The sequence below is a fragment of the Colwellia sp. MB3u-41 genome (assembly GCF_014076845.1).
Classification (GTDB): Bacteria; Pseudomonadota; Gammaproteobacteria; order Enterobacterales; family Alteromonadaceae; genus Colwellia_A.
In genome coordinates, this window is record NZ_JACGUT010000079.1 from 403650 (window position 1) to 426994 (window position 23345).

20 protein-coding genes are annotated in these 23345 nt (G+C 37.3%); 11 read left to right on the forward strand and 9 right to left on the reverse strand.

Going from position 1 to position 23345, the window contains the following annotated elements:
- Nucleotides 1–98 precede the first annotated feature (98 nt).
- The 4 genes from yidC to rpmH are packed head-to-tail and all read right to left on the reverse strand — an operon-like array spanning nt 99 to nt 2498.
- Nucleotides 99–1745, reverse strand: coding sequence for a membrane protein insertase YidC (yidC, locus tag H4J73_RS13045; RefSeq protein WP_182178722.1), 1647 nt, complete (start codon nt 1743–1745; stop codon nt 99–101).
- Nucleotides 1746–1751: 6 nt separating this feature from the next.
- A complete protein-coding gene (yidD, locus tag H4J73_RS13050; RefSeq protein WP_182178724.1) occupies nt 1752–2000 on the reverse strand; it encodes a membrane protein insertion efficiency factor YidD in 249 nt (82 codons plus the stop codon).
- Entirely contained in the window at nt 1967–2323 is a 357-nt protein-coding gene (gene rnpA / locus H4J73_RS13055) for a ribonuclease P protein component (RefSeq protein WP_182178726.1), read from the reverse strand. Before rnpA ends, yidD begins: the two co-directional genes overlap by 34 nt.
- Nucleotides 2324–2363: 40 nt before the next feature.
- On the reverse strand, nt 2364–2498 hold the full coding sequence (gene rpmH / locus H4J73_RS13060; RefSeq protein WP_070375296.1) for a 50S ribosomal protein L34: 135 nt from the start codon (nt 2496–2498) through the stop codon (nt 2364–2366).
- Between the two features lie 478 nt (nt 2499–2976).
- Here rpmH and dnaA point away from each other — a divergent pair, with 478 nt between their 5' ends.
- The 6 genes from dnaA (at nt 2977) to glyS (ending at nt 12221) form a co-directional block, all read left to right on the forward strand.
- Nucleotides 2977–4332 (forward strand): chromosomal replication initiator protein DnaA, encoded by a 1356-nt coding sequence (gene dnaA / locus H4J73_RS13065; RefSeq protein ID WP_182178728.1) that lies wholly within the window; start codon nt 2977–2979, stop codon nt 4330–4332.
- A 43-nt stretch (nt 4333–4375) separates the two neighbouring features.
- On the forward strand, nt 4376–5479 hold the full coding sequence (gene dnaN / locus H4J73_RS13070) for a DNA polymerase III subunit beta (protein WP_182178729.1): 1104 nt from the start codon (nt 4376–4378) through the stop codon (nt 5477–5479).
- On the forward strand, nt 5479–6567 hold the full coding sequence (gene recF / locus H4J73_RS13075) for a DNA replication/repair protein RecF (protein ID WP_182178731.1): 1089 nt from the start codon (nt 5479–5481) through the stop codon (nt 6565–6567). Before dnaN ends, recF begins: the two co-directional genes overlap by 1 nt.
- Nucleotides 6568–6577: 10 nt before the next feature.
- Entirely contained in the window at nt 6578–9022 is a 2445-nt protein-coding gene (gyrB, locus tag H4J73_RS13080; RefSeq protein WP_182178733.1) for a DNA topoisomerase (ATP-hydrolyzing) subunit B, read from the forward strand.
- A gap of 209 nt (nt 9023–9231) precedes the next feature.
- Nucleotides 9232–10155: a glycine--tRNA ligase subunit alpha gene (gene glyQ / locus H4J73_RS13085; RefSeq protein WP_182178735.1), complete on the forward strand. Its 924-nt coding sequence runs from the start codon at nt 9232–9234 to the stop codon at nt 10153–10155.
- Nucleotides 10155–12221 (forward strand): glycine--tRNA ligase subunit beta, encoded by a 2067-nt coding sequence (glyS, locus tag H4J73_RS13090; RefSeq protein WP_182223258.1) that lies wholly within the window; start codon nt 10155–10157, stop codon nt 12219–12221. The genes glyQ and glyS overlap by 1 nt, the downstream gene beginning before the upstream one ends.
- Nucleotides 12222–12283: 62 nt before the next feature.
- On the opposite strand, the gene tusA is transcribed toward glyS, so the two are convergent.
- Nucleotides 12284–12544: a sulfurtransferase TusA gene (gene tusA, locus H4J73_RS13095; protein WP_182188787.1), complete on the reverse strand. Its 261-nt coding sequence runs from the start codon at nt 12542–12544 to the stop codon at nt 12284–12286.
- 67 nt (nt 12545–12611) lie between these two features.
- Nucleotides 12612–13451, reverse strand: a complete 840-nt coding sequence (locus H4J73_RS13100) for an outer membrane beta-barrel protein (protein WP_182179714.1) — start codon at nt 13449–13451, stop codon at nt 12612–12614.
- Between the two features lie 212 nt (nt 13452–13663).
- Here H4J73_RS13100 and H4J73_RS13105 point away from each other — a divergent pair, with 212 nt between their 5' ends.
- The 5 genes from H4J73_RS13105 (at nt 13664) to H4J73_RS13125 (ending at nt 19537) form a co-directional block, all read left to right on the forward strand.
- Nucleotides 13664–15583: a transglycosylase SLT domain-containing protein gene (locus H4J73_RS13105; RefSeq protein ID WP_182179712.1), complete on the forward strand. Its 1920-nt coding sequence runs from the start codon at nt 13664–13666 to the stop codon at nt 15581–15583.
- 56 nt (nt 15584–15639) lie between these two features.
- On the forward strand, nt 15640–16959 hold the full coding sequence (pepQ, locus tag H4J73_RS13110) for a Xaa-Pro dipeptidase (protein ID WP_182179710.1): 1320 nt from the start codon (nt 15640–15642) through the stop codon (nt 16957–16959).
- A gap of 12 nt (nt 16960–16971) precedes the next feature.
- Nucleotides 16972–17592, forward strand: a complete 621-nt coding sequence (locus tag H4J73_RS13115) for a YigZ family protein (protein ID WP_220460038.1) — start codon at nt 16972–16974, stop codon at nt 17590–17592.
- Nucleotides 17593–17622: 30 nt separating this feature from the next.
- Nucleotides 17623–17979 (forward strand): 5-carboxymethyl-2-hydroxymuconate Delta-isomerase, encoded by a 357-nt coding sequence (locus H4J73_RS13120; RefSeq protein ID WP_182179708.1) that lies wholly within the window; start codon nt 17623–17625, stop codon nt 17977–17979.
- A 106-nt stretch (nt 17980–18085) separates the two neighbouring features.
- On the forward strand, nt 18086–19537 hold the full coding sequence (locus H4J73_RS13125) for a TrkH family potassium uptake protein (RefSeq protein WP_182179706.1): 1452 nt from the start codon (nt 18086–18088) through the stop codon (nt 19535–19537).
- 76 nt (nt 19538–19613) lie between these two features.
- On the opposite strand, the gene trkA is transcribed toward H4J73_RS13125, so the two are convergent.
- The 3 genes from trkA to fmt are packed head-to-tail and all read right to left on the reverse strand — an operon-like array spanning nt 19614 to nt 23340.
- Nucleotides 19614–20993, reverse strand: coding sequence for a Trk system potassium transporter TrkA (gene trkA, locus H4J73_RS13130; RefSeq protein WP_182179704.1), 1380 nt, complete (start codon nt 20991–20993; stop codon nt 19614–19616).
- 23 nt (nt 20994–21016) lie between these two features.
- Complete coding sequence (gene rsmB / locus H4J73_RS13135) at nt 21017–22348, reverse strand: 16S rRNA (cytosine(967)-C(5))-methyltransferase RsmB (protein ID WP_182223259.1); 1332 nt, start codon at nt 22346–22348, stop codon at nt 21017–21019.
- A complete protein-coding gene (fmt, locus tag H4J73_RS13140; RefSeq protein ID WP_182179701.1) occupies nt 22348–23340 on the reverse strand; it encodes a methionyl-tRNA formyltransferase in 993 nt (330 codons plus the stop codon). Before fmt ends, rsmB begins: the two co-directional genes overlap by 1 nt.
- Nucleotides 23341–23345 lie beyond the last annotated feature (5 nt).

Sequence of the window (23345 nt, forward strand, 5' to 3'; positions counted from 1 at the left end):
TTCCTAGGAGAGAGCGAGGCTATTATAAACATTTATTGAGCAGAAATAAAAAAGGCGACCTATATTAGGTCGCCTTTAACAATTTTACGCTTTAATAATTAATCTTTAGCTTTTACTTTGGCCAATTTAGCTTTTTCTATGCCACTGAAAATAATTTTCATTTGTACAATTGAAATCATGTTACTGACAAACCAATAAAGTACTAGACCTGATGGGAACCAAGCCATGAATACAGAAAATGCTACGGGCATATATTGCATAATTTTCTGTTGCATCGGATCTTGTATCGTCATCGGTTGCATTTTTTGCATAACGAACATACTGACACCCATAAACACCGGTAATATAAAATAAGGGTCCATAGTAGAAAGATCTTCTATCCAGAAAAAGAATGGTGCGTGACGTAATTCAACACTTTCTAAAAATACCCAATACAATGCTAAGAATATTGGCATTTGAATGATCATTGGTAAACAACCACCAGCGGGGTTCACTTTTTCTTTCTTGTACATTTCCATGGTAGCTTGTGACATTTTCTGACGGTCATCACCAAAGCGTTCTTTTAACTGTGCCATTTTAGGCGCAAGTTCACGCATCTTAGCCATTGAGGTGTATTGTGCTTTTGTTAATGGATACATAGCACCCTTAACGACTAAGGTAATTACAATAATCGCAATACCCCAGTTAGTAACCAAAGACTGAATTTGAAGTAATAACCAAAATAGTGGCTTACTGATCATAAATAAAAAGCCGTAATCTATGGTCAACCCTAAGTTTGGCGCTATCTCATCAAGCTTATATTGATCCTTAGGACCAACATAAAAAATAGCTGACGTTGTCGCTTGGCTATTTGGTTGAATTGTCACCGATGGTGACTTAAACCCAATTACAGCTTCATTGTTAGCAGAATAACTTGAATAAATATTGTTATCGGCAGTTAGACTCGGTACCCATGCGGAAACAAAATAATGTTCAAGCATTGCAACCCACCCACCAGCAGTCGTTACATTTAATCTTTTTTCTTCAATGTCACCAAAATCGTATTTTTCATAGCGATCTTCCGTTGTCGAATAGGCAGCACCACGATACGTAGGCATTAACGAACTACCACTCTCTACTACAGTAGACTGTTTTAGTTGTCCGTACATTTGAACGGTAGCAGCGGTAGTTGCTGTGTTGTTTATAATATATTCAACATCTACGCTATAGTCTGACTTTGTAAATGTAAAACGCTTTGTTACGTTCAAGCCATTTTCAGCTGTATATTGTAAATCAACGACTAACGGTGTATTACCTGTTTGTGTGTATGATTTACTGCTTGTTTGATAAACCGGACGGCCAGGTATTACTTGATCTAAACCTTGTGCGCCAATCAGTCCACTTTGTGCAACATATTTACGGTTACCATTTTGCATTACGGTAAACGGTATGCCGTTGCCTTGTTCTGTATCGAAGTCTTTTAATCTTGCTTCAACAATATCGCCACCACGTGTAGCAATTTTAACAATAAGTACATCAGTATCTATACTAATTACTTGTTCGCTTGCTTTAACCATTGTTGATATTGGCATTGCTGAACTTGATGACTGAGGAATAGAATCAGCATCACTAGTGTTCACTTGATTTGTTGTTTGTGTCATTGCGGGCTGAGCGACTACAGGTGCATTATCTTTTTGATATTCTGTGAACAGCAAATAAGTAACAACCATAAGCGCAATAAAAAGAAAACTGCGTTGAGATTCCATAATTTATTATTTCTCTTTTTTTGATGGTGGCACGGGATCTAATCCACCCGCGTTTAATGGATGGCATTTTAGTATACGTTTGCCCGCTAACCAACAACCTTTTATCACACCGAAGCGATTAATTGCCTCAATAGCATAAAAAGAGCAAGTTGGATGAAATCGGCAGTTACTGCCAAGTAGTGGGCTAAGCCAGCGCTGGTAAGCTTTAACTAAAGCTATTGCTAGCTGTTGTGGCGTTGAATTACTTTTCGCCATATTTTTTCTAATTGTTTTTTAATTTCTGCGTTTTCTAACTTATCTGTGCCTGATTTCACCATAACGACGATATCGATATTGGGTAATTCATGTTGATTGAGTCGAAAACTTTCTCTAATTTGACGTTTAATACGATTTCGCTGAACAGCTAATTTAACGCGTTTTTTAGCAATAGCTAAGCCTAAACGATTACGTTCATCTAAATTTGGACTAACAAGAATAGTTATGTGGCTAGAGCCGAAACGAAGAGGTTTAGAAAATACAGATTGAAAGTGACCGGGAGTCAACAAGCGTGACTCCCGATTAAATTCATAATTAACCATGATGGTTAAAATATCTCTTTATTAAAGATTAAAAAAGAGATTATGCGCTAAGGCTTTTACGGCCTTTAGCACGGCGACGTGAAATTACTGCACGACCGTTTTTTGTAGCCATACGAGCACGGAAACCGTGGTTGCGTTTACGCTTTAATACACTAGGTTGAAATGTTCTTTTCATTACGCTAATCCGTCTGTTGTTGTTGCCCTGGCAAACAGCCGTATTGAGCACACTGGTTCTAAAAAAAGAGGCCGAATTTTATAGTTTGTAGCAACTGTTGTCAATGCTTATAGTCATCTATTTTAAAAAGATCCTAATAGATCTTTGTGATCTATTATTTATATCCACAGTTTTGTAACATTATTTTGAATTACATCCAAAAGACGTTAAGTAATTACTGCTAATAGCTAAATAATATGTAAATAAAATTTTAGCAGTAAATTAGTCTAAAAATACCGTTTTTATTGCTTTTGCGGAGTCTTTTTTATTTTATTTTCATTAAAAGGGCAACTATTTAAAAGTCAATATTGATGTTGTGGATAACTATGGTGATAATAGACCAATTATAAAAATACCACATTTACCTACGCTTGCTTTATTTGTCGTTTTTACGAGAGGCTAATGTAACAGCACGTCGTGTAATATCAGGAGCATTTGGTTGGATCATTCACTTTGGCAGCGATGCCTTTCAGTTCTACAAGAAGAGTTGCCTGCGCAGCAATTCAGTATGTGGATACGTCCGTTACAATGTGTTGTCGCTGACAATATCATGACATTATATGCACCTAATCGTTTTGTACTTGATTGGGTTCGTGACAAATATGTTAGTCGTATAAATGAATTGGTTACTTTGCAAGAAAGTACTAATCCTCCTCTCCTTAGATTTGATGTTGGTAGTATTCCAAATCAAAGTAGCTCACAAAATATTATCAATACTATTCCACAACTTGTAAGTGCTAATAAAAAAAGGGAAGAGCCGCAAAGTAATTTACCTAAAACTACTAATGTTAGGGTCAAATACACTTTTGATAATTTTGTTGAAGGTAAATCAAACCAATTAGCACGCGCTGCTGCCTCACAAGTTGCCGATAATCCTGGTTCTGCCTATAACCCTCTATTTATTTATGGCGGAACGGGTTTAGGTAAAACCCATTTATTACATGCGGTCGGTAACGGTATTTTATTAAATAAGCCCAATGCTAAAATTGCTTATATGCATTCAGAGCGATTTGTTCAAGATATGGTTCGCGCATTACAAAATAATGCGATGGAAAAATTTAAACATTATTATCGTAGTGTTGATGCTTTACTCATCGATGATATTCAATTTTTTGCAGGTAAAGACAGAACGCAAGAAGAATTTTTTCATACTTTCAATGCTTTGCTTGAAGGTAATCAGCAAATTATTTTAACCAGTGATCGTTATCCAAAAGAAGTTGATGTTGAAGATAGGCTTAAATCTCGCTTTGGTTGGGGATTAACTATTGCAATAGAGCCTCCCGAACTAGAAACGCGTGTTGCCATTCTTAAACGTAAAGCGCAAGAAAGTCATATTAACTTGGCTGATGAAGTTGCCTTTTTTATTGCGAAACGTCTTCGGTCTAATGTTCGTGAGCTCGAAGGGGCATTGAATAGAGTTATCGCCAATGCTAACTTTACTGGTAGACCTATTACGATAGATTTTGTGCGTGAAGCATTACGAGATTTACTTGCCTTACAAGACAAATTAGTTACTATCGATAATATTCAACGAACCGTTGCAGAATATTATAAAATTAAAGTTGCCGATTTACTTTCAAAACGTAGAAATAGATCTGTGGCTAGACCTAGGCAAATTGCAATGGCATTATCTAAGGAGCTAACTAACCATAGTTTGCCAGAAATAGGTGATGCATACGGTGGGCGTGATCATACAACCGTCCTCCATGCATGTCGTAAGGTTAAGGCGTTACGCGAAGAGTCGCATGACATCAAGGAAGATTATTCTAATTTAACTAGAACACTTTCATCATAGCTTTCGTTATAATAATAAGTACACAAAAAAGATAGGTAGATAAATGAAGTTTTCATTAAATAGGGAATTATTACTGAAACCACTTTTATTGGTTTCTGGTGCCGTTGAACGTAAAAGTACATTACCTATTCTTGGTAATATTCTTTTAAATATAAGTGGGCAGTCACTTACGTTAACAGCCACTGATTTAGAACTTGAAATGGTATCTAGTACCCAAATAGATAACCAGGGTGAAGATGGTAAAATTACTATCCCCGCCAGAAAGCTTCTTGATATTTGTAAGAGTTTACCTGACGATTCAATTTTATCTTTTGAATCTACTAATGAAGCTATTACTATTAGCACCGGAAGAAGTAAATATTCATTATCAACATTACCCGCTGTAGATTTTCCCAATATTGAAGAATGGAAAGGCGATGTCGAATTTCAGCTTTTTAAATCTGACTTACTTCGTTTAATTGAAAGTACACATTTTTCTATGGCTAATCAAGATGTTAGGTATTATCTTAATGGGATGTCAATTGAAACTGAAGGTAATGAAATCCGTTCTGTTGCCACTGATGGGCATCGTCTTGCGATATGTAAAATATCGTCTAATGAATTAACGCTACCATCAAGACAAGTTATTGTTCCCCGTAAAGGTATTTTAGAGATTATTCGCTTACTTGATCCTGTTGAAGAAAATGTGCAAGTATTTCTTGGCTCTAATCATATTCGTATTATCGATAGTGAATTCTCTTTTACCAGTAAATTAGTTGACGGTCGCTTTCCTGATTACCGTCGAGTACTTCCACGCAACGGTGATAAAGTATTAAATACCAGTAAAGACAATTTACGCCAACTTCTATCGCGTGCTTCTATTTTATCAAATGATAAATTCAGAGGTGTACGTTTGAATTTTTCCAAGCATGAGCTAAAAATAACCGCTAATAATCCTGAGCAAGAGCAAGCTGAAGAAGTATTAGAAATTGACTTTCCTTATGATGAAGTTGAAATCGGTTTTAATGTTAATTACGTTCTTGATGTTTTGAATGCCATTAAAGAGCCAGAAGTTAAATTTACTTTGGCTGATGCAAATAGTAGTGTAGTTATTGAAGGTGCTGAAAGTAATGAAGCTATTTATGTTGTTATGCCAATGCGTTTGTAATGAGTATAGCAAAACTTACCGTTTTTGATTTTAGAAATTTAGCTTCAGATCCTATTGAATTAAATGACAATATTAATTTTATTATCGGCGACAATGGCAGTGGAAAAAGTAGCTTATTAGAAGCTATTTTTTATCTAGGGCATGGTAAGTCCTTTAGGACATCGCAAGTTGAAAATTTAGTTACCCATAGCAAAAAAAAGTTTATTGTTAGTGCTAAAGACAATAAGGGGTTGCAGCTAGGTGTTGCAAAAGATTTTGATACCGGTCTCACCGAAATTAAAATTGCGGGTGAGAAATATCGTCAGCTTTCTCAACTGGCAATAAATGTTGCAGTACAAGTGATTACACCCGAAAGTTTTAAGCTGTTTTTTGGTGGACCTAAACAAAGACGACGTTTCATAGATTTAGGATTGTTTCACGTGAAACAGTCATTTTCAGATTGCTGGAAAGAGTTCTCTCGAATATTGAAACACAGGAATGCTTGTTTACGTAATAAAGCTGATAGTGATACGCTAAGTTATTGGACTCATGTGTTTTGTGAGTCATCAGTTAGAGTCGCAAAATTACGTGATGAGTACATTAAAGAACTATCTGAGGAACTTCAACCTTGGTTAGAATTAATGCTACCTACTTTGGCCGATGACATATCGATATCGTACACTCAAGGGTGGAACAGTAAAAAGTCGTTAAATGATGTGTTATCACAAAATAGTGAAAGAGAAAGGAAGTGTGGCTTCAGTCTATACGGCGCACAAAAGTTCGATGTTAAATTTTTAACGGGTAATGTGGTTATAGACAACCAATTATCTCGTGGTCAACAAAAGTTGTTTTTACTGGCGTTAACTTTTGCGCAAGCAAAGCTAATAGAGAAAGTTAAACGAGTAAAACCAATTTTATTAATTGACGATGTAGGTGCAGAACTAGATTTAAATTCTAGAACTTTACTAAGCAACGCAATTAATAAACTAGACTGCCAAGTTATTATCACGGCAATTGATAAAATCGCAGTAGAACCCTTGGTTCCTACTGATAATAATTATAAGATGTTTCACGTGAAACATGGACAAATCTCAGCAATAGGTAAATAGGCTATACGCTATGACAGTAGAAAATGAATACGGCTCAGACAGTATTAAAGTTCTAAAAGGACTTGACGCTGTACGTAAAAGACCAGGAATGTACATTGGTGACACGGATGATGGCAGTGGTTTGCATCATATGGTGTTTGAAGTATTAGATAACTCTATCGATGAAGCGTTAGCGGGTCATTGTACTGAAATTGTTGTTAAAATACATATAGACGGCTCTGTATCTGTTAGAGATGATGGCCGTGGTATTCCAACTGACATACATCCTGAAGAAGGTATTTCTGCTGCTGAAGTTATCATGACAGTACTCCATGCTGGTGGTAAATTTGGTGGTGAAGACTCCGGCTATAAAGTTTCTGGTGGTCTTCATGGCGTTGGTATTTCAGTGGTAAATGCTTTAAGTAGCAAGCTAAAACTGAATATTCGACGAGCAGGTAAATTATTTGAGCAAACATATCACGAAGGTGTCGCTGAAGCTCCTCTAGCTGAGGTCGGTGTAAGTGATAAAACAGGTACTGAAGTACGTTTCTGGCCAAGTGAAAATACCTTTACAGATGTCTTATTTCACTATGACTTATTAGTTAAACGTATCCGTGAGTTATCTTTCTTAAATTCTGGTATTTCAATTCGCTTAATCGATGAGCGTGAGAAAGGCAAAGAAGACCATTTCAAATTTGATGGTGGTATCCAAGCATTCGTTGATTACTTAAATACCAATAAAACACCGGTAAATGAAGATATATTCTATTTCGATTTAGCGCGTGAAGATGGCATTATTGTAGAAGTTGCGATGCAGTGGAATGATGGTTTCCAAGAAAGTATTCACTGTTTTACTAACAATATTCCTCAGCGTGATGGTGGTACTCACTTAAGTGGTTTCCGTACTGCTTTAACACGTACGCTTAATAGTTATATGGTAAAAGAAGGTCTTAATAAAACGAAGAAAGGCGGTAGTACAGAAACAAGTGCCTCTGGTGATGATGCTCGCGAAGGTTTAACGGCGGTAATATCAGTTAAAGTACCTGACCCTAAATTCTCATCACAAACTAAAGACAAGCTCGTTTCATCGGAAGTTAAAACGGCTGTTGAACAAGCTATGGGCGAAAAGCTAGGTGAATATCTATTAGAAAAACCAGCTGTTGCTCGTACTATTATTATGAAGATTGTCGATGCGGCAAGAGCGCGTGAAGCTGCTCGTAAAGCCCGTGAAATGACACGCCGTAAAGGTGCGTTAGATATCGCCGGTTTACCTGGTAAATTAGCAGATTGTCAGGAAAAAGATCCTGCGTTATCTGAACTATATATTGTGGAAGGAGACTCTGCTGGTGGTTCAGCCAAGCAGGGACGAAATCGTCGTAACCAAGCAATATTACCCCTAAAAGGTAAAATTCTTAACGTTGAAAAAGCACGTTTTGATAAAATGATATCATCACAAGAAGTAGGCACGTTAATCACTGCTCTAGGTTGTGGTATCGGACGTGATGAATACAACCCTGAAAAATTACGTTACCACAGTATCATCATCATGACCGATGCTGATGTCGATGGATCACACATACGTACTTTGTTATTGACATTCTTTTATCGTCAAATGCCAGAAATAATGGAACGTGGCCATATTTTTATTGCTCAACCACCACTTTATAAAGTGAAGAAAGGCAAGCAAGAGCGCTATATTAAAGATGATGATGGTTTAACAGAATACCTAACAACGTTAGCATTAGATAATGCAGAAATTTATGTAAATGAATCTGCACCTGCTATTTCAGGTATTTCGCTAGAACAACTCGTGAGACAGTATCGTAAAACACATGACATCATTAAACGTGTATCTCGTCAAATTCCTGCTGATATATTAGAGAAAATGATTTACAGCAAAGAAATTCTTAAGACAGATTTTAACGATAAAGTATTAGTTGAAGCTTGGGTCGCTGATTTAGTTTCACAATTGGACAACCAAGATGGTAATGGTTCTATCTATTCTGCTGATATAAAGCATGATCAAGAAAGAAACATCTATTATCCTAGCTTTAATGTTCGACAGCACGGTATTGACCATATCTATGATTGTGGTTACGAATTTATTCATTCAAAAGAATTCGAAACTATCTTTGGTTTAAATACGGCAATTAATGGCTTAATCGAAGAAGGTGGTTATGTTAAACGTGGTGAAAAAATTAAAACTGTCACTACATTTGAAGAAGCTCTTACTTGGTTAATGGCTGAATCTAAACGTGGACAATACATACAGCGTTATAAAGGATTGGGTGAAATGAATCCAAGCCAGTTGTGGGAAACTACAATGGATCCTGAAACGCGTCGTATGTTACAAGTTACCATTGAAGATGCTATTGCTGCAGATTTATTGTTTACGACACTCATGGGTGATCATGTTGAGCCACGTAGAAACTTCATTGAAGCAAACGCATTAAATGTAGCAAACTTAGATATATAGTTAAACTCGCTATTTTAAAATAATAAATGCCCGGACATCAAATCCGGGCATTTTAACATTCTGCAACACGGTAATAGATAAAGTAATTAATTACTGAGTAAAAACTCAAAGTTTGTTAACTTGTTACTAGGCGAATAATAAAGCAATCGGTATACTTAATATCATTAGCCGTTATCGGTAAACTCACACGAATAATGAATCGGAAAATTATGAGTACGTTCAATATAAAAACATTTCAAGGATTAATCTTTCAGTTACAAGACTACTGGTCGCGTCAAGGTTGTGTCATCGTTCAACCCCTTGATCTCGAAGTAGGTGCTGGTACCTTTCATCCCATGACCTTTCTACGCTCTATTGGCCCTGAACCAATGAGTAGTGCTTTTGTTCAGCCTTGTCGTCGTCCTACAGATGGTCGTTACGGTGAAAACCCAAATCGTTTACAACACTATTACCAATTCCAAGTGATGTTAAAACCTTCGCCAAAAAATATCCAAGAGTTGTACCTTACTTCTTTAAAAGAGTTAGGCATTGATCCTCTCGTACATGATATTCGCTTTGTCGAAGATAACTGGGAATCACCAACGTTGGGCGCCTGGGGGCTAGGTTGGGAAATTTGGTTAAATGGCATGGAAGTGTCACAATTTACTTACTTTCAACAAGTAGGTGGCTTAGAGTGCACACCAGTAACCGGTGAAATAACCTACGGCCTTGAACGTTTAGCGATGTATATTCAAAATGTTGACAGCATCTATGATCTTGTGTGGGCCGATGGTCCTATGGGTAAAGTACTGTATGGTGATGTATTTCATCAAAATGAAGTTGAACAATCAACTTACAACTTTGAGTATGCAGACGTAGATGCATTGTTTAACACTTTTGATCAATGTGAAAAAGATAGCCAAAAGTTAATTGAAGCTGGCTTAGCACTACCTGCTTATGAACAAGTTATGAAAGCATCTCACGCGTTTAACTTATTAGACGCTCGTCATGCTATTTCTGTGACTGAACGTCAACGTTATATACTTAGAGTTAGAACATTATCAAAAGCTTGTGCAAAGGCTTATTATGATAAACGTGAAGAATTAGGTTTTCCTCTTTGTAAGAATAATAATACCTCTGAGGAGAAGTCATAATGAATACTGAAACATTATTGATAGAACTAGGTACTGAAGAGTTACCGCCAAAGTCATTAAAAAATCTTGCGGTAACCTTTTATCAGCAAATAAAAGATCAATTAGACAGCGCAGATCTAGCCTATGAAGAGATAAAATGGTTTGCTACACCTCGTCGTTTAGCTGTTAAAGTAAGTAAGCTCGTTGAAAAACAAGCAGATAAAGAAATTGAAAAACGTGGACCAGCTGTTGATGTTGCTTTCGATGCTGAAGGTAATGCAAGTAAAGCAGCACAAGGTTGGGCACGTTCAAATGGTATCAGTGTTGAAGAAGCACAACGTTTGAAAACGGATAAAGGTGAATGGTTACTCCACCGCGCTACTCAACCAGGTAAAACAGTAGCAGCTTTAATTCCAGCAATGATAAATGTAGCTGTAAGTAAACTACCTATTCCTAAGCCTATGCGCTGGGGAAGCACCCGAACACAATTTATTCGACCTGTTCATACGTTAACAATAATGTTTGGTGATAAAGTTATTAATGGTAAAACGTTAGAGGTAAACTCGAGTAATTTAGTGACAGGGCACCGCTTTCATCACGAAGGGTTCGTGTCTTTAGCGCATGCTGATGAATACGAAGATAAGTTAACAGCAGCGTTTGTACAAGTTGATTATGAACAGAGACAAAAATTAATTTTGGCAGAAATTAATAAAGCGGCAGACCAATTAAATGGTGTAGCGCTAATTGACGCAGACTTATTAGAAGAAGTTACTGGATTAGTCGAGTGGCCTGTTATACTCATTGGTAGTTTCGATGAAGCCTTTTTAAATGTTCCTGCTGAACCGCTTATCTACTCAATGAAAGATCATCAAAAATACTTTCCAGTGAATGACAAAAATGGACAATTATTAAATAAGTTTATTTTTGTATCAAATATAGAAAGTAAAGATCCAAGCCAAGTGATTAAAGGCAATGAAAAAGTTATTCGTCCACGTTTGGCTGATGCTGAGTTTTTCTTTAAAACAGATAAGAGTAAAACGTTAGAATCACGCTTAGAAAGCTTATCATCGGTATTGTTTCAAAAACAATTAGGTACGTTAAAAGAGAAGTCAGAACGCATTGCTTCATTAAGCGGTCATATTGCTGGTCAAATAGGTGAAAACTCAGCACAGGCGACACGTGCTGGCTTATTAAGTAAAACCGATCTAATGTCTGAAATGGTGTTAGAGTTTCCTCAAGTACAAGGTACTATGGGGAAGTATTATGCTCAAAATGATGGTGAATCACCTGAGGTTGCTCAAGCATTAGAAGACCAATACCGTCCCCGATACTCGGGTGATACCTTACCTGAAGGCAATATTGGTTGTGCCGTAGCTATAGCAGATAAAGTCGATAGTTTGGTTGGCATATTTGGTATAAATCAGCCACCGAAAGGTGATAAAGACCCCTTTGCTTTACGTCGAGCGGCAATCGGTTTAATTCGAATTATTATAGAAAAACAATTATCATTAGATATCAGTGAGTTAATTAACGAAAGTGTTGTTTTATACGGCGACAAGCTTGCCAATGAAAACGTTAATATACAAGTGACTGATTTTGTTTTAGGTCGTTTTAGGGCCTATTACCAGGAGCAAGGCATCTCAGTTGATGTTATTCAGGCTGTTTTGGCCAATGCACCTACGGCGCCATTAGATTTTGAAAAACGTATTAAAGCGGTAAGTCACTTTAAATCTTTAGAGCAAGCGGCGACACTGGCTGCAGCTAATAAGCGTGTTGGTAATATTTTAGCTAAATTCAAAGGTGAACTTTATCCTGAGTTTAAAGCTGACTTAGCGAGCGAAGCTGAAGAAAAAGCTTTAGCTAAAGCTTTCGATGAAGTTAAGGTGACTATAGCGCCAATGATGTTAGCTAAAGATTATCAAGCAGCATTAACAGAGCTTGCCTGTTTAAAAGCGCCAATTGATAACTTTTTCGATAACGTAATGGTTATGGCTGATGATGAAGCGGTTAAAACAAATCGTTTAACGCTATTGAATGAAATAAGAAATAGTTTCTTTGCTATCGCTGATGTTGCACTTTTACAATAGATAAGATTTAGCATCAATAGCGAGTGATTGTTCATAAAAAATAAAAATAAAAAGGGAAAGCGTTATGCTTTCCCTTTTTTGATCAAATAAAGGAAAGGTTTTTGGTTCGTTTGTTGGGCAATAAGTTCGTGGTCCATAAAGCGACAAAAACTCGGGATATCTCGGGCTGTTGAAGGGTCATCCGCTTCTATTAATAAGGTTTCTTGGTCAGCCATTTTTCGTATAGATTTTCGAACCATCATGACAGGTTCTGGGCAACGTAACCCTATAGCATTAAGAACATGGTCGGCATTTTTGAAAATATCTTCAGAGCTAGAATTCATAGTGAGTAAATGTGAGGGTTATAAAGTGAGTAATTTTAGCAAAAAAAATTAAAACTGGATATCAGCGCTAAAATTTATTTATAAAACCGTTGATATCATAATGATGCTTTAAATAAATTAAGTATTCCTCTGCGCTTTTTCTATCTGAAAAAGGCTGACTTAGTATACGAAAAAGACCTTTATGTAATTTGGTGGTTAGAGCTAACGCATGGGCTGCTTGCAAAATCGAGGACTTTTGATCAGCGTTCTTCTGTTGTTGATAAGCACCAATTTGCACAGACCACAGAGTACGAGGTTTAACCGTGGTATTTATCTTTAAGTCATTAAGAGCAAGTGGAGGTAAATTTTTAACGTCTTTAACCGATCGTTTGGTCGCGACTTTTTTGAAAGAAATATCAGCAGGGTGTTGCCCAAATAGCCAATTAACTGACATAAATAGGGAATGGTTAGTACCAAGGTTATCTTGATGAAATTGACTCGTTTGACCTAAAGTCACTGATAATTGATTGGTCAGCTTATAATTAGCTGATATTTGAAAGTAAGGTGCTAAAGCATTAGTTTCAATAAGTATATGATTAGATGAAGCGGTAACTAGATTCAGGCCAAAGCCAAATTTTAAAGATAAGTCCTGGTTACGTTGCTTAAGAAAATTAATGCCTAAAGATAAGCTTCCGAAATCACCTGAGAGGGTGTTCTTATCATCGAAGACTTTTAAGTCTCCGCTTTCACTATACTTTGCTTCAAATTCAAAATTTTCTAAAAATTTATACTGATAAAATACACCATAACCTAAATGAGCATCTTGATCAGCATGATAACTCATTTGTGATGCAAGCGAATGTTCAGCTGCAAAAGTTTGAGCAGTATTTAAAAACAAACAACAGAATAAAAGAGAAACTAGGCGCATAATAATTACAATAATAAGAAACGTTTAAATATTATCAATAACAACAGTCAAATGTAACCAAAATTAAATATCTGATGGTTATTACAATCAACAACAAGAGAATACTAATTTCACTTGCTTTGTTAAGCAATGCGTGAAAAATTAAGAGGGATTGGTAAATAGAGTAAACAGCACAAGTAAGTAGTAAGTTTTCATATTAAGTAAGGTAACCTATGTCTCGTTTGACTTCACCCGTATTGATGTTTTTCTCGGTTTTTCTCTGCAATATTATTAGTACATCTACATATGCGGATCAATCAGCCGTGCGTGAAATATTTCAACAAGCTGAGAAGCATGTTTGGCAACCTAACTCTTCTCGTTATCAAACCTTGTATCAGCAATTGCATTATTACCCACTGCAGCCATATTTAGATCAACAACAACTCATGCATGGTATGACAATGGGTGATACAAAAGCAATTAGTCTATTTCTGGAAAAATATCGAGGTTCACCTCTTGATTGGCCGCTCCGTAAAAAATGGCTGGAGTATTTGGCGGAGCGTAATAATTCATTATTATTTCAAAGCTTTTATGTGCCTACATCGAATGTTGAATTAACCTGTCAGTATTACCATTATCAATTAAAATCGGGTGTACCAGACTCTCAAATATTACCTAAAATCACATCATTATGGATAGTAGGGAAGTCGCAGCCTAAAGTATGTGACCCATTATTCACTCGTTGGCAAAATGCAGGTTATAGAACAGAAGAGGCTATTTGGCAGCGAATATCTCTGGCTGCAGATGGTGGTAAACATACTTTAATTCCTTACCTAACGAAACTAATGCCCGAAAAAGAAAAGTATTTAGGTACATTGTGGCATAAAGTTCGCCGTGATCCTGCCTATATTAGCAATATGAATCGTTTCCCCCATAAGTCGGTTAAAGAAGCTTCTATTGCCGCTTACGGATTAAAACGTTTGATTTGGCGTGACCCTGAAAAAGCATTGAACACGTATAGTAAAGCGATAGAAGTTTTGCCATTTTCAGAATCACAACAACAGCAAATAGTGTTAAAATTCGCTATTGCTTTAGCCAGTAAAAACCACAAAGATTCAGGAGAATGGTTAGAAAAAGTCGATAAAAATCTTCAGTCTACTAATATTGTACAATGGCGAATGGCTGATTTGCTTAGAGAACAAGATTGGCCAGAAATTAAAAATGACTTAAAAGCATTACCCAAAACGCTTCACAAAAGTAATCAATGGCTATATTGGTACGGGCGAAGCTTACTTGAAACAGGTGACACTGTTTTAGGCCATGAAGTCTTAGGCGGATTAGCGAAGAAACGTCATTATTACGGATTCCTTGCCGCAAGTGCCCTACAGCAAAGTGTAAACCTACAAAACAGTCCTATAGAGATAACGGCACCTGAAAAGTTAGCCTTACTAAAAAACCCAGCAGCAAAAAGAGCCTTTGAATTTTTTCATATTGGGCGGTTTTATGATGCCCGTCGCGAATGGAATTATTGGCTAACACAGTTGAGCGATCGGGAAAAGCTTGCAGCATCAAAAATTGCTTATGAAGAAAAGTGGTTTGACAGAGCTATTTTTACTTTAGCTAATGTTGGCTACTTAGATGATGTTGATTTACGTTTTCCGTTGGCTTTTGAAGATGAAATTATTGATTCAGCAGGGAGGTATCAAATAAACCCAGCTTGGACATTTGCTATTGCTAGAAGAGAGAGTTCATTTATGTCAGATGCTAACTCGCCTGCTGGTGCAAAGGGCTTAATGCAGGTTATGCCAGCAACAGCTAAACATTTACAAAAGCGCAAAGTGACAAACAAGCGGTTAATGAACGCGAAAGCTAATATTAAACTCGGTACAAAATATTTAAAACGATTACTCGACCGCCATGATGGTAATCAAGTATTAGCAACTGCAGCTTATAATGCGGGTCCATACCGTGTAAGAAGTTGGTTAAAAGACTTGAAGCCTATGCCAGCCGATATTTGGATTGAAACTATTCCTTATAAAGAAACACGTGAATATGTGAAGAGTGTTATGGCTTATCAAGAAATTTATCAAATAAAAGTGGGGCAGGAAACATCACTTTTTGATCAAATATTCAAGATGAGTATTGCGCAGTAAATTAATATTTTATGATAGTGTGATATGATATTGGAAAATTTTCAGAGGTGCGATCAATGATCAAACTAGCAACGCTTTACCCAGCCCATGTTACCGAGCTTCAACAACGTTCTAAAGCGGCATTAAAACGTGAGAACCTTCAAGGTTTAGTGATTCATTCAGGCCAAGAAATTAAAGTATTTCTTGATGATTATGGTTACCCCTTTAAAGTAAATCCTCATTTTAAAGCTTGGTTACCATTAGTGGATATCCCAAATTGCTGGTTGATTGTTAACGGTGAAAATAAACCTACGCTTATTTATTATCAACCTGTTGATTTTTGGCATAAAGTCACACCTTTAGCTGATAATTACTGGAATGATTTTTTTGATATTAAAGTGCTTACTAAAGCGACTGATGTCGAGAAATTACTACCTTATGATAAAACAGATTTTGCCTATATTGGCGAACACATTGAAGTAGCAACAGCGCTGGGATTTAAAAACATAAACCCTGAGCCATTACTCAATTATATGCATTATCACCGCGCTTATAAAACACAATATGAACAAGAGTGTTTACGTAAGTCGAACGCTATTGCTGTTACAGGCCATAAAGCGGCAAGAAGTGCTTTCTTACAAGGCTCGTCGGAATTTGATATTCAGCAAGCTTATTTAAAAGCAACAAATCATACTAGTGACGAAACACCTTATGGCAATATTGTTGCACTTAACACGAACACCTCAATTTTACATTACACGGCTTTAGACCGCGGTGTACCACAAGCACATCGTTCTTTTTTAATTGATGCAGGGGCCAGCTTTAATGGTTACGCCTCTGATATAACGCGTACTTATTCATTTAAACGTGACAAGTTTGCTGAATTAATTGCTCGCATGAACAAATTAATGCTCAATGCTGTTGATGGCTTAAAACCTGGGAAAAGCTATGTAGATCTACATATTGAAACCTATCGTGATATTGGTAACGTACTTCATGAATTTGGCTTTATTAATGTTGATGTCGATACCGCCGTTGAAACGGGTATTATTTCAACGTTTTTTCCACATGGTTTAGGTCATCATCTAGGTCTACAAACTCATGATGTTGGCGGTTTTATGGCCGATGAACGTGGTACACACGCTAATACACCAGAACAACATCCATTCTTACGTACGTCACGTATTATTGAAACTAATCAAGTGTTCACTATAGAGCCTGGTCTATATTTTATTGAATCATTATTGGCCGATCTTAAAGCCTCAAAAAATGGCAATATGATTAATTGGGAAAAAATAGAAGCTATGCGTCCATTTGGCGGTATTCGTATTGAAGACAATGTTATTGTTCATCAGTTACATAACGAAAATATGACCCGTGAATTAGAGTTGAAGTAAACTTTAATACTAATGGCTATTGCTAAACCTTATAAAATTGCGGCTAATGATATTGTTGATGAAACAATCGTTAGCCGCAGTCGTTTTATTTGCTATATTTCTCCCTGCACCAGTCATGAAGAAGCAAAAAACCAGTTAAAAAAATGCCAAAAATATCATCCTCAAGCAAGTCATCATTGCTATGCTTTTCTTACTGGCCGACCAGATGACAGTCAAGGCTATGGCTTTTCTGATGACGGCGAACCCGCTGGTACTGCAGGCCGACCCATGTTATCGGTATTACAGGGGAGTGATGTAGGTGAACTGTGTGCAATTGTTGTACGTTATTTTGGAGGGACAAAATTAGGTACTGGTGGATTACAACGTGCTTATGGGGGAAGTATTCGTCAAGCGCTATCATTACTGCGCACAAGCATCAAAGTTCCTATGGTAGAACAGTGGTTAATTTGTGATTACCACCAAATAAACGATGTGTTGTATTTAGTTGAACAAGCAAAAGGTGAAATTATCAAACAAGACTTTACTGCACAAATAGCATTAGTTATTGCCTTACCTGAGGCACAATTAATTAACGTTAAGCAGAAACTACAAACGCTTTCTTCAGGACTGTTGACTCTTAAGTCTATTCGCTAATCAGAAAGCTCAGCTAACAAGGACAGCACGATGCCACATTGTATTATCGAATATTCACAAGAACTGGCTCAAGAACTAGATATTAAAGCACTGATGTCGTGTGTTTTTCTAGCCGCGACTCAATCGGCACTATTCTCTAAGGGTGATATTAAAGTAAGAGCTATTTCCTATAAAGATTTCTATGCTGAAATAGAGAATGAAGCTAACAACAAACAACGATTTATGCATGTGTGCTGTAAAATTTTATCTGGTCGTCATTTAGAACAAAGACAAAAACTCTCTGAGCTGGTGTTAAGTCAGCTAAATACGTTTGCAATTAAATCAGTGTCAATTAGTGTTGAAATAGTTGATATGGAACGTGAATCATATAACAAACGCGTTAGCTAAATAAATTAAGACGAAATACGCGATTTAAAGTCGCAGTGTTGATCTTTATGCTTTATCATCAAAAAACATGTAGTCGATGACTTTACTGAATAATAAAAATTAACTCGTGCAAATAAAAAATATCATTCGAATTCTTGGCTTGCTGGTCGCTCTATTGAGTGTGACCATGCTACCACCCGCTTTAATTGCACTACTCTACCGTGATGGTGGTGGTGTATCTTTTCTTACTGCATTCCTGTTTTGTTTAATTGCAGGTTTACTTGCTTGGTATCCTTTTAAAAATGAAAAAAGTGATTTACGGGCACGTGAAGGCTTTCTTATCGTTGTTTTATTCTGGGTGGTACTTGCTAGTTTCTCTGCTGTTCCGCTCTTACTCTTAGATAACCCGAATTTATCTGTTGCTGATGCTTTTTTTGAATCATTTTCTGGCCTAACCACTACAGGGGCTACCATTTTAAAAGAAATTGATGGACTACCACATGCAGTGCTTTGGTATCGCCAGCAATTACAATGGCTTGGCGGTATGGGGATAATTGTTTTAGCGGTTGCAGTTTTACCCATGTTAGGTATTGGTGGTATGCAGCTTTATCGTGCTGAAACACCTGGACCGGTAAAAGATTCAAAGATGACACCGCGGATTGCCGATACCGCAAAACATTTATGGTATATCTATTTATTTTTAACGATTGCTTGTGCGATTAGTTATTGGGGAGCAGGTATGTCTGCTTTTGATGCTATTTGTCATGCTTTCTCGACGATTGCTATTGGTGGCTATTCAACACATACCGATAGTATGGGGTACTTTAATAGTCCCGCTATTAATTTTGTATGTGTCTTTTTCTTGCTTATTGCAGGTGTGAATTTCGCACTACATTTTGCGGTATTACACAGTCGCTCATTAAAAAATTATTTTTTCGATCCTGAGTTTAAAGTCTTCATTGCTATTCAGTTTGTTTTAACCTTGATCTGTTTAATTGTTCTGTTAGCAACCGGTACCTATGAAGATGGTTTTGAAGCATTCGACCAAGCCTTATTTCAGTCTGTTTCTATTAGCACTACCGCGGGTTTTGCTACAACAAGTTTTGCCGATTGGCCAACATTGCTACCCATCTTATTAATCTTTGCCAGTTTTATTGGTGGCTGTGCAGGTAGTACGGGGGGGGGGATGAAAGTGGTGCGAGTGGTACTTTTATATCTGCAAGGTTTGCGAGAGTTAAACCGTTTAGTTCATCCTAAAGCGGTCTTCACCATAAAATTAGGCCGCAAAGCCTTACCTGATCGTGTTGTTGAGGCGATATGGGGGTTTTTCTCAGCTTATGCCGCTGTCTTTATTATTTGTATGTTGTTACTGCTTGCTACGGGTATGGACGACATCACTGCTTTTACTGCGGTTGCTGCTTGTTTAAATAACTTAGGCCCTGGTTTAGGCGCTGTAGCCGCAAATTTTGCTGAGATCACCGACTTCAGTAAATGGGTATTAATTGTCGCGATGCTTTTTGGTCGTTTAGAGATATTTACTTTACTGGTACTCTTTACCCCAGGCTTTTGGCGCTCTTAGTCATCTATGATTTTTCATCTTTAATAACCAAAAAAGCCAGATATTTCTGGTTTTTTACATTCAATACTACCTCACTCTAATAAAAAGTCAGTGCATCGACATGGAAAAGTTTTTCAACATCATAGATGTAGCGTTTATTGACTAAGAATAAAATAACATGGTCTTCTGACATTATTTTTGTATCTGAGTGAGCAATTAATACTTCATCTTGTCTAACAATAGCGCCAATGGTTGTCCCTGGAGGCAATTTAATGGCTTGAATTGTTTTTCCGACTACTTTTGATGATTTTTCGTCACCTTTAGCAATAATCTCAATAGCTTCAGCAGCACCACCACGTAAGCTGTATACATTATCAATACTACCACGGCGAACATGTGTTAATAGTGCAGAGATAGTGGCATGTTGTGGAGATACGGCAATATCAATCTCACTGCCATGCACTAAATCTATGTAAGCACTGCGTTGAATCAGAACCATCGCTTTACGAACGCCTAAGCGCTTTGCTAATAACGATGACATAATATTCGCTTCATCATCATTGGTGACCGCAATAAATACGTCGAATTGGTCTATGTGTTCTTCAAGTAACAATTCTTGGTCAGAAGAATCACCAATAAAAACTAAAGTATCATTGAGTTCTGAAGCTAAGTATTCAGCGCGCTTTGGCGAACGTTCGATAAGCTTAACTTGATGATTTTTTTCTAAAATTTTAGCTAGCCCAGCACCAATATTACCACCGCCAGCGATCATGATTCTTTTATAAGATGCTTCGAGTTTTTGCAGTTCATTCATCACTGCCCGAATATGAATGGTTGCAGCAATAAAAAATACTTCATCATCGGCTTCAATAACCGTAGTACCAAGCGGTCGAATAGGTTTACCATTACGATAAATAGCGGCAACACGTGTATCAACATTAGGAATATGTTCACGTAAAGTTGAAAGGGCATGGCCTACCAGTAACCCTCCATAATAAGCTTTTACGGCAACCAAGCTCACTTTTCCTTGCGCAAACTCTAAAACTTGTAATGCGCCAGGATAATCAATTAACCGGGCAATATCACGGGTAACTAATTGTTCTGGAGCTATAACATGATCGACAGGAATGTTTTTAGATTGAAAAAGTTCTTTTTGGTAGCGCAATATTTGTGATGAGCGAATACGCGCTATTTTATTCGCGGTATTAAATAACGAATAACAAATCTGGCAGGCGAGCATATTGGTTGCGTCATCGCTACTTACCGCTATGACTAACTCAGCATCTTCAGCGCCTGCTTGTTTTAATATATCAGGATGAGAGCCATTACCAACAACAACTTGCAAGTCCATTTTATCTTGTAATTCATGCAAGGTTTCTGCATTGGTATCAATAATAGTGATGTCGTTACGTTCACCAACCAGGTTTTCTGCTAATGTTCCGCCTACTTGACCTGCACCAATAATAATTATTTTCATAAGTTAACTTTAATTTTCAGTCTTTACAGAGGGAATGTGGAAAGATCAACAGACCCTATTACTTTTTCTAATTTAGCGTAGTAAAAACCGTCCATTGATTGTTCATTTGGCAGTATTTGCCAGCCAATGTCAGTTTTTTCATTTGTTATCTGTACTAATCTAGCATTGTTGTTATCAGATAAAAACTTTTCGATTTGCTGAGTATTTTCTTCAGGCAAAACACTACACGTTGCGTAAAGCAAAATGCCACCGGGTTTAAGCAAAGACCAAATGTTTTCTAATATTTTTTGCTGTAATACCGTAAGCTTTTCAATGTCATCTGCTTTTCTTAACCATTTAATATCAGGGTGGCGGCGAATGACCCCCGTACCTGAACATGGAGCGTCAAGAAGAATACGGTCGAAAAGCTGTCCATCCCACCATTCTTTTGAAGCAGCATCAGCGGTAATAACCTGAGCTGATAAGTTAAGACGTGATAAGTTTTCCTCTACTCTGAGCAAACGGTTTTCTTCAATGTCAATTGCCGTCATTTTTGCTAAATCGGGTGTTAACTCAATAATATGGCAAGTTTTTCCACCAGGGGCCGCACAGCAATCAAGCACAATATCATCTGCTTGGGTATTAAGTAAGATGGCGGCTTGTTGGGCCGCGCCATCTTGAACAGAAACCCAGCCCTCAATAAAACCAGGTAGTTTGTTAACATCAATTGCGTTAACAAGTTTAATCGCCGATGATTTCTCATCAACGAGCTCTACTGGAATATCTTCTTGGTTTAATAAGGCTAAATATTCAGTAACATCATGATGCTGTTGATTAACTCTTAGCCACATAGGAGGGCGTTCTAAATTCGCGGTAAGAATTTCTTGCCATTGCTCAGGATAAGCACTTTGCAGTTTTTTGATGAACCAACTAGGGTGTGAATACTTTATTGGGTCAGGTAAGTTTGCTGCTATTTCAGCCGCACCTTCTTTAGCTAAGTTACGTTGAATATTACGTAAGACACCATTAATTAAACCTCTTAAAAAATCACACTTTAACGGTTTAGTTGCTGCTACCGTTTCACTAACTGCAGCGTGATCAGGAATACGGGTATGTTTTACCTGATAAATACCGACTAAAATTAAAAAGTGACCAACACGTTGTTTACCCTTTAACGGCTTATCCATGAGTTGGCGCAAGTCATACTCAAGTGCGGGTAAGTAGCGTAAAACACCGTAACAAAGTTCCTGTAACAAGCCTTTATCTTTACCTTCTACTTTTGCTTGAGCTTTGGGTAGCTCATCGCTAAGACTTCTGCCTTTATCTACAACAGCAAAACAACACCTTGCCGCCAGGGCTCTAATATTAGTCGCCATTATTTTTCACTCAAATTGTTTGACGTTAAGTTATTGATATTGCTATTTTCAGCAAACCATAGTGCCTTGCCATTTAAGATATCATGTATTGGCAATGGCTTTTTACCGGGTAATTGTAATGACTCTAAGCAAAGAGAACCTGAAGTGGTAGCAACAGTAACGCCATTCTTATTCGCTGAAATTATTGTGCCGGGCATATAATCGTGAGTTTCATTAGAATAACTTGCTTGCCAAATCCTAATACGGTGCTCAGCTTTTTTTTCATCAGTAAAGGTAAATTGTGCAACAGGCCATGGAATATAAGCACGGATCTTACGATGAAGTTCTTCTGCAGATAATTGCCAATTTAGTTCTGCTTCACTTTTATCAAGTTTTGCGGCATAAGTAGATAAGCTATTATCTTGAGGAACAGCGTTATGCTTATTTTCTGCCATTAAATCAAGTGAGCCCAGTAAAGCAGCAGGGCCAATATTGGCTAATTTATCATAGAGAGAAGCGCTAGTATCTTGTTGAGTAATTTCACAGGTTGCTTTTGCTATCATGTCACCGGTATCTAAACCTTTATCCATTTGCATAATAGTCACACCCGTTTCTTTATCGCCCGCTTCTAATGAGCGTTGAATAGGTGCAGCGCCACGCCATTTCGGTAATATAGAACCATGCACATTAACACAGCCTAAACGCGGCGCTTCTAAGATAACCGTCGGTAATAACAAGCCGTAAGCCACTACAACCATAATGTCAGCATTATAGTGGGTCAGCTTTTCTTGATCGCCAGCCTCTTTAAAATTAATGGGTTGCTCAACAACAATATCATGCGCTAATGCGAGTTCCTTAGTAGCACAAGCTGTTAATTTTTTACCACGTCCTGCACGTTTGTCAGGAGGACAGTAAACAGCAACGACTTCATGATGAGAGTTAATAAGTGCCGCTAGATGTTGTGCAGCAAAATCTGGCGTACCAGCAAAAATAATTTTAAGAGCTTTTGACAAGGTTT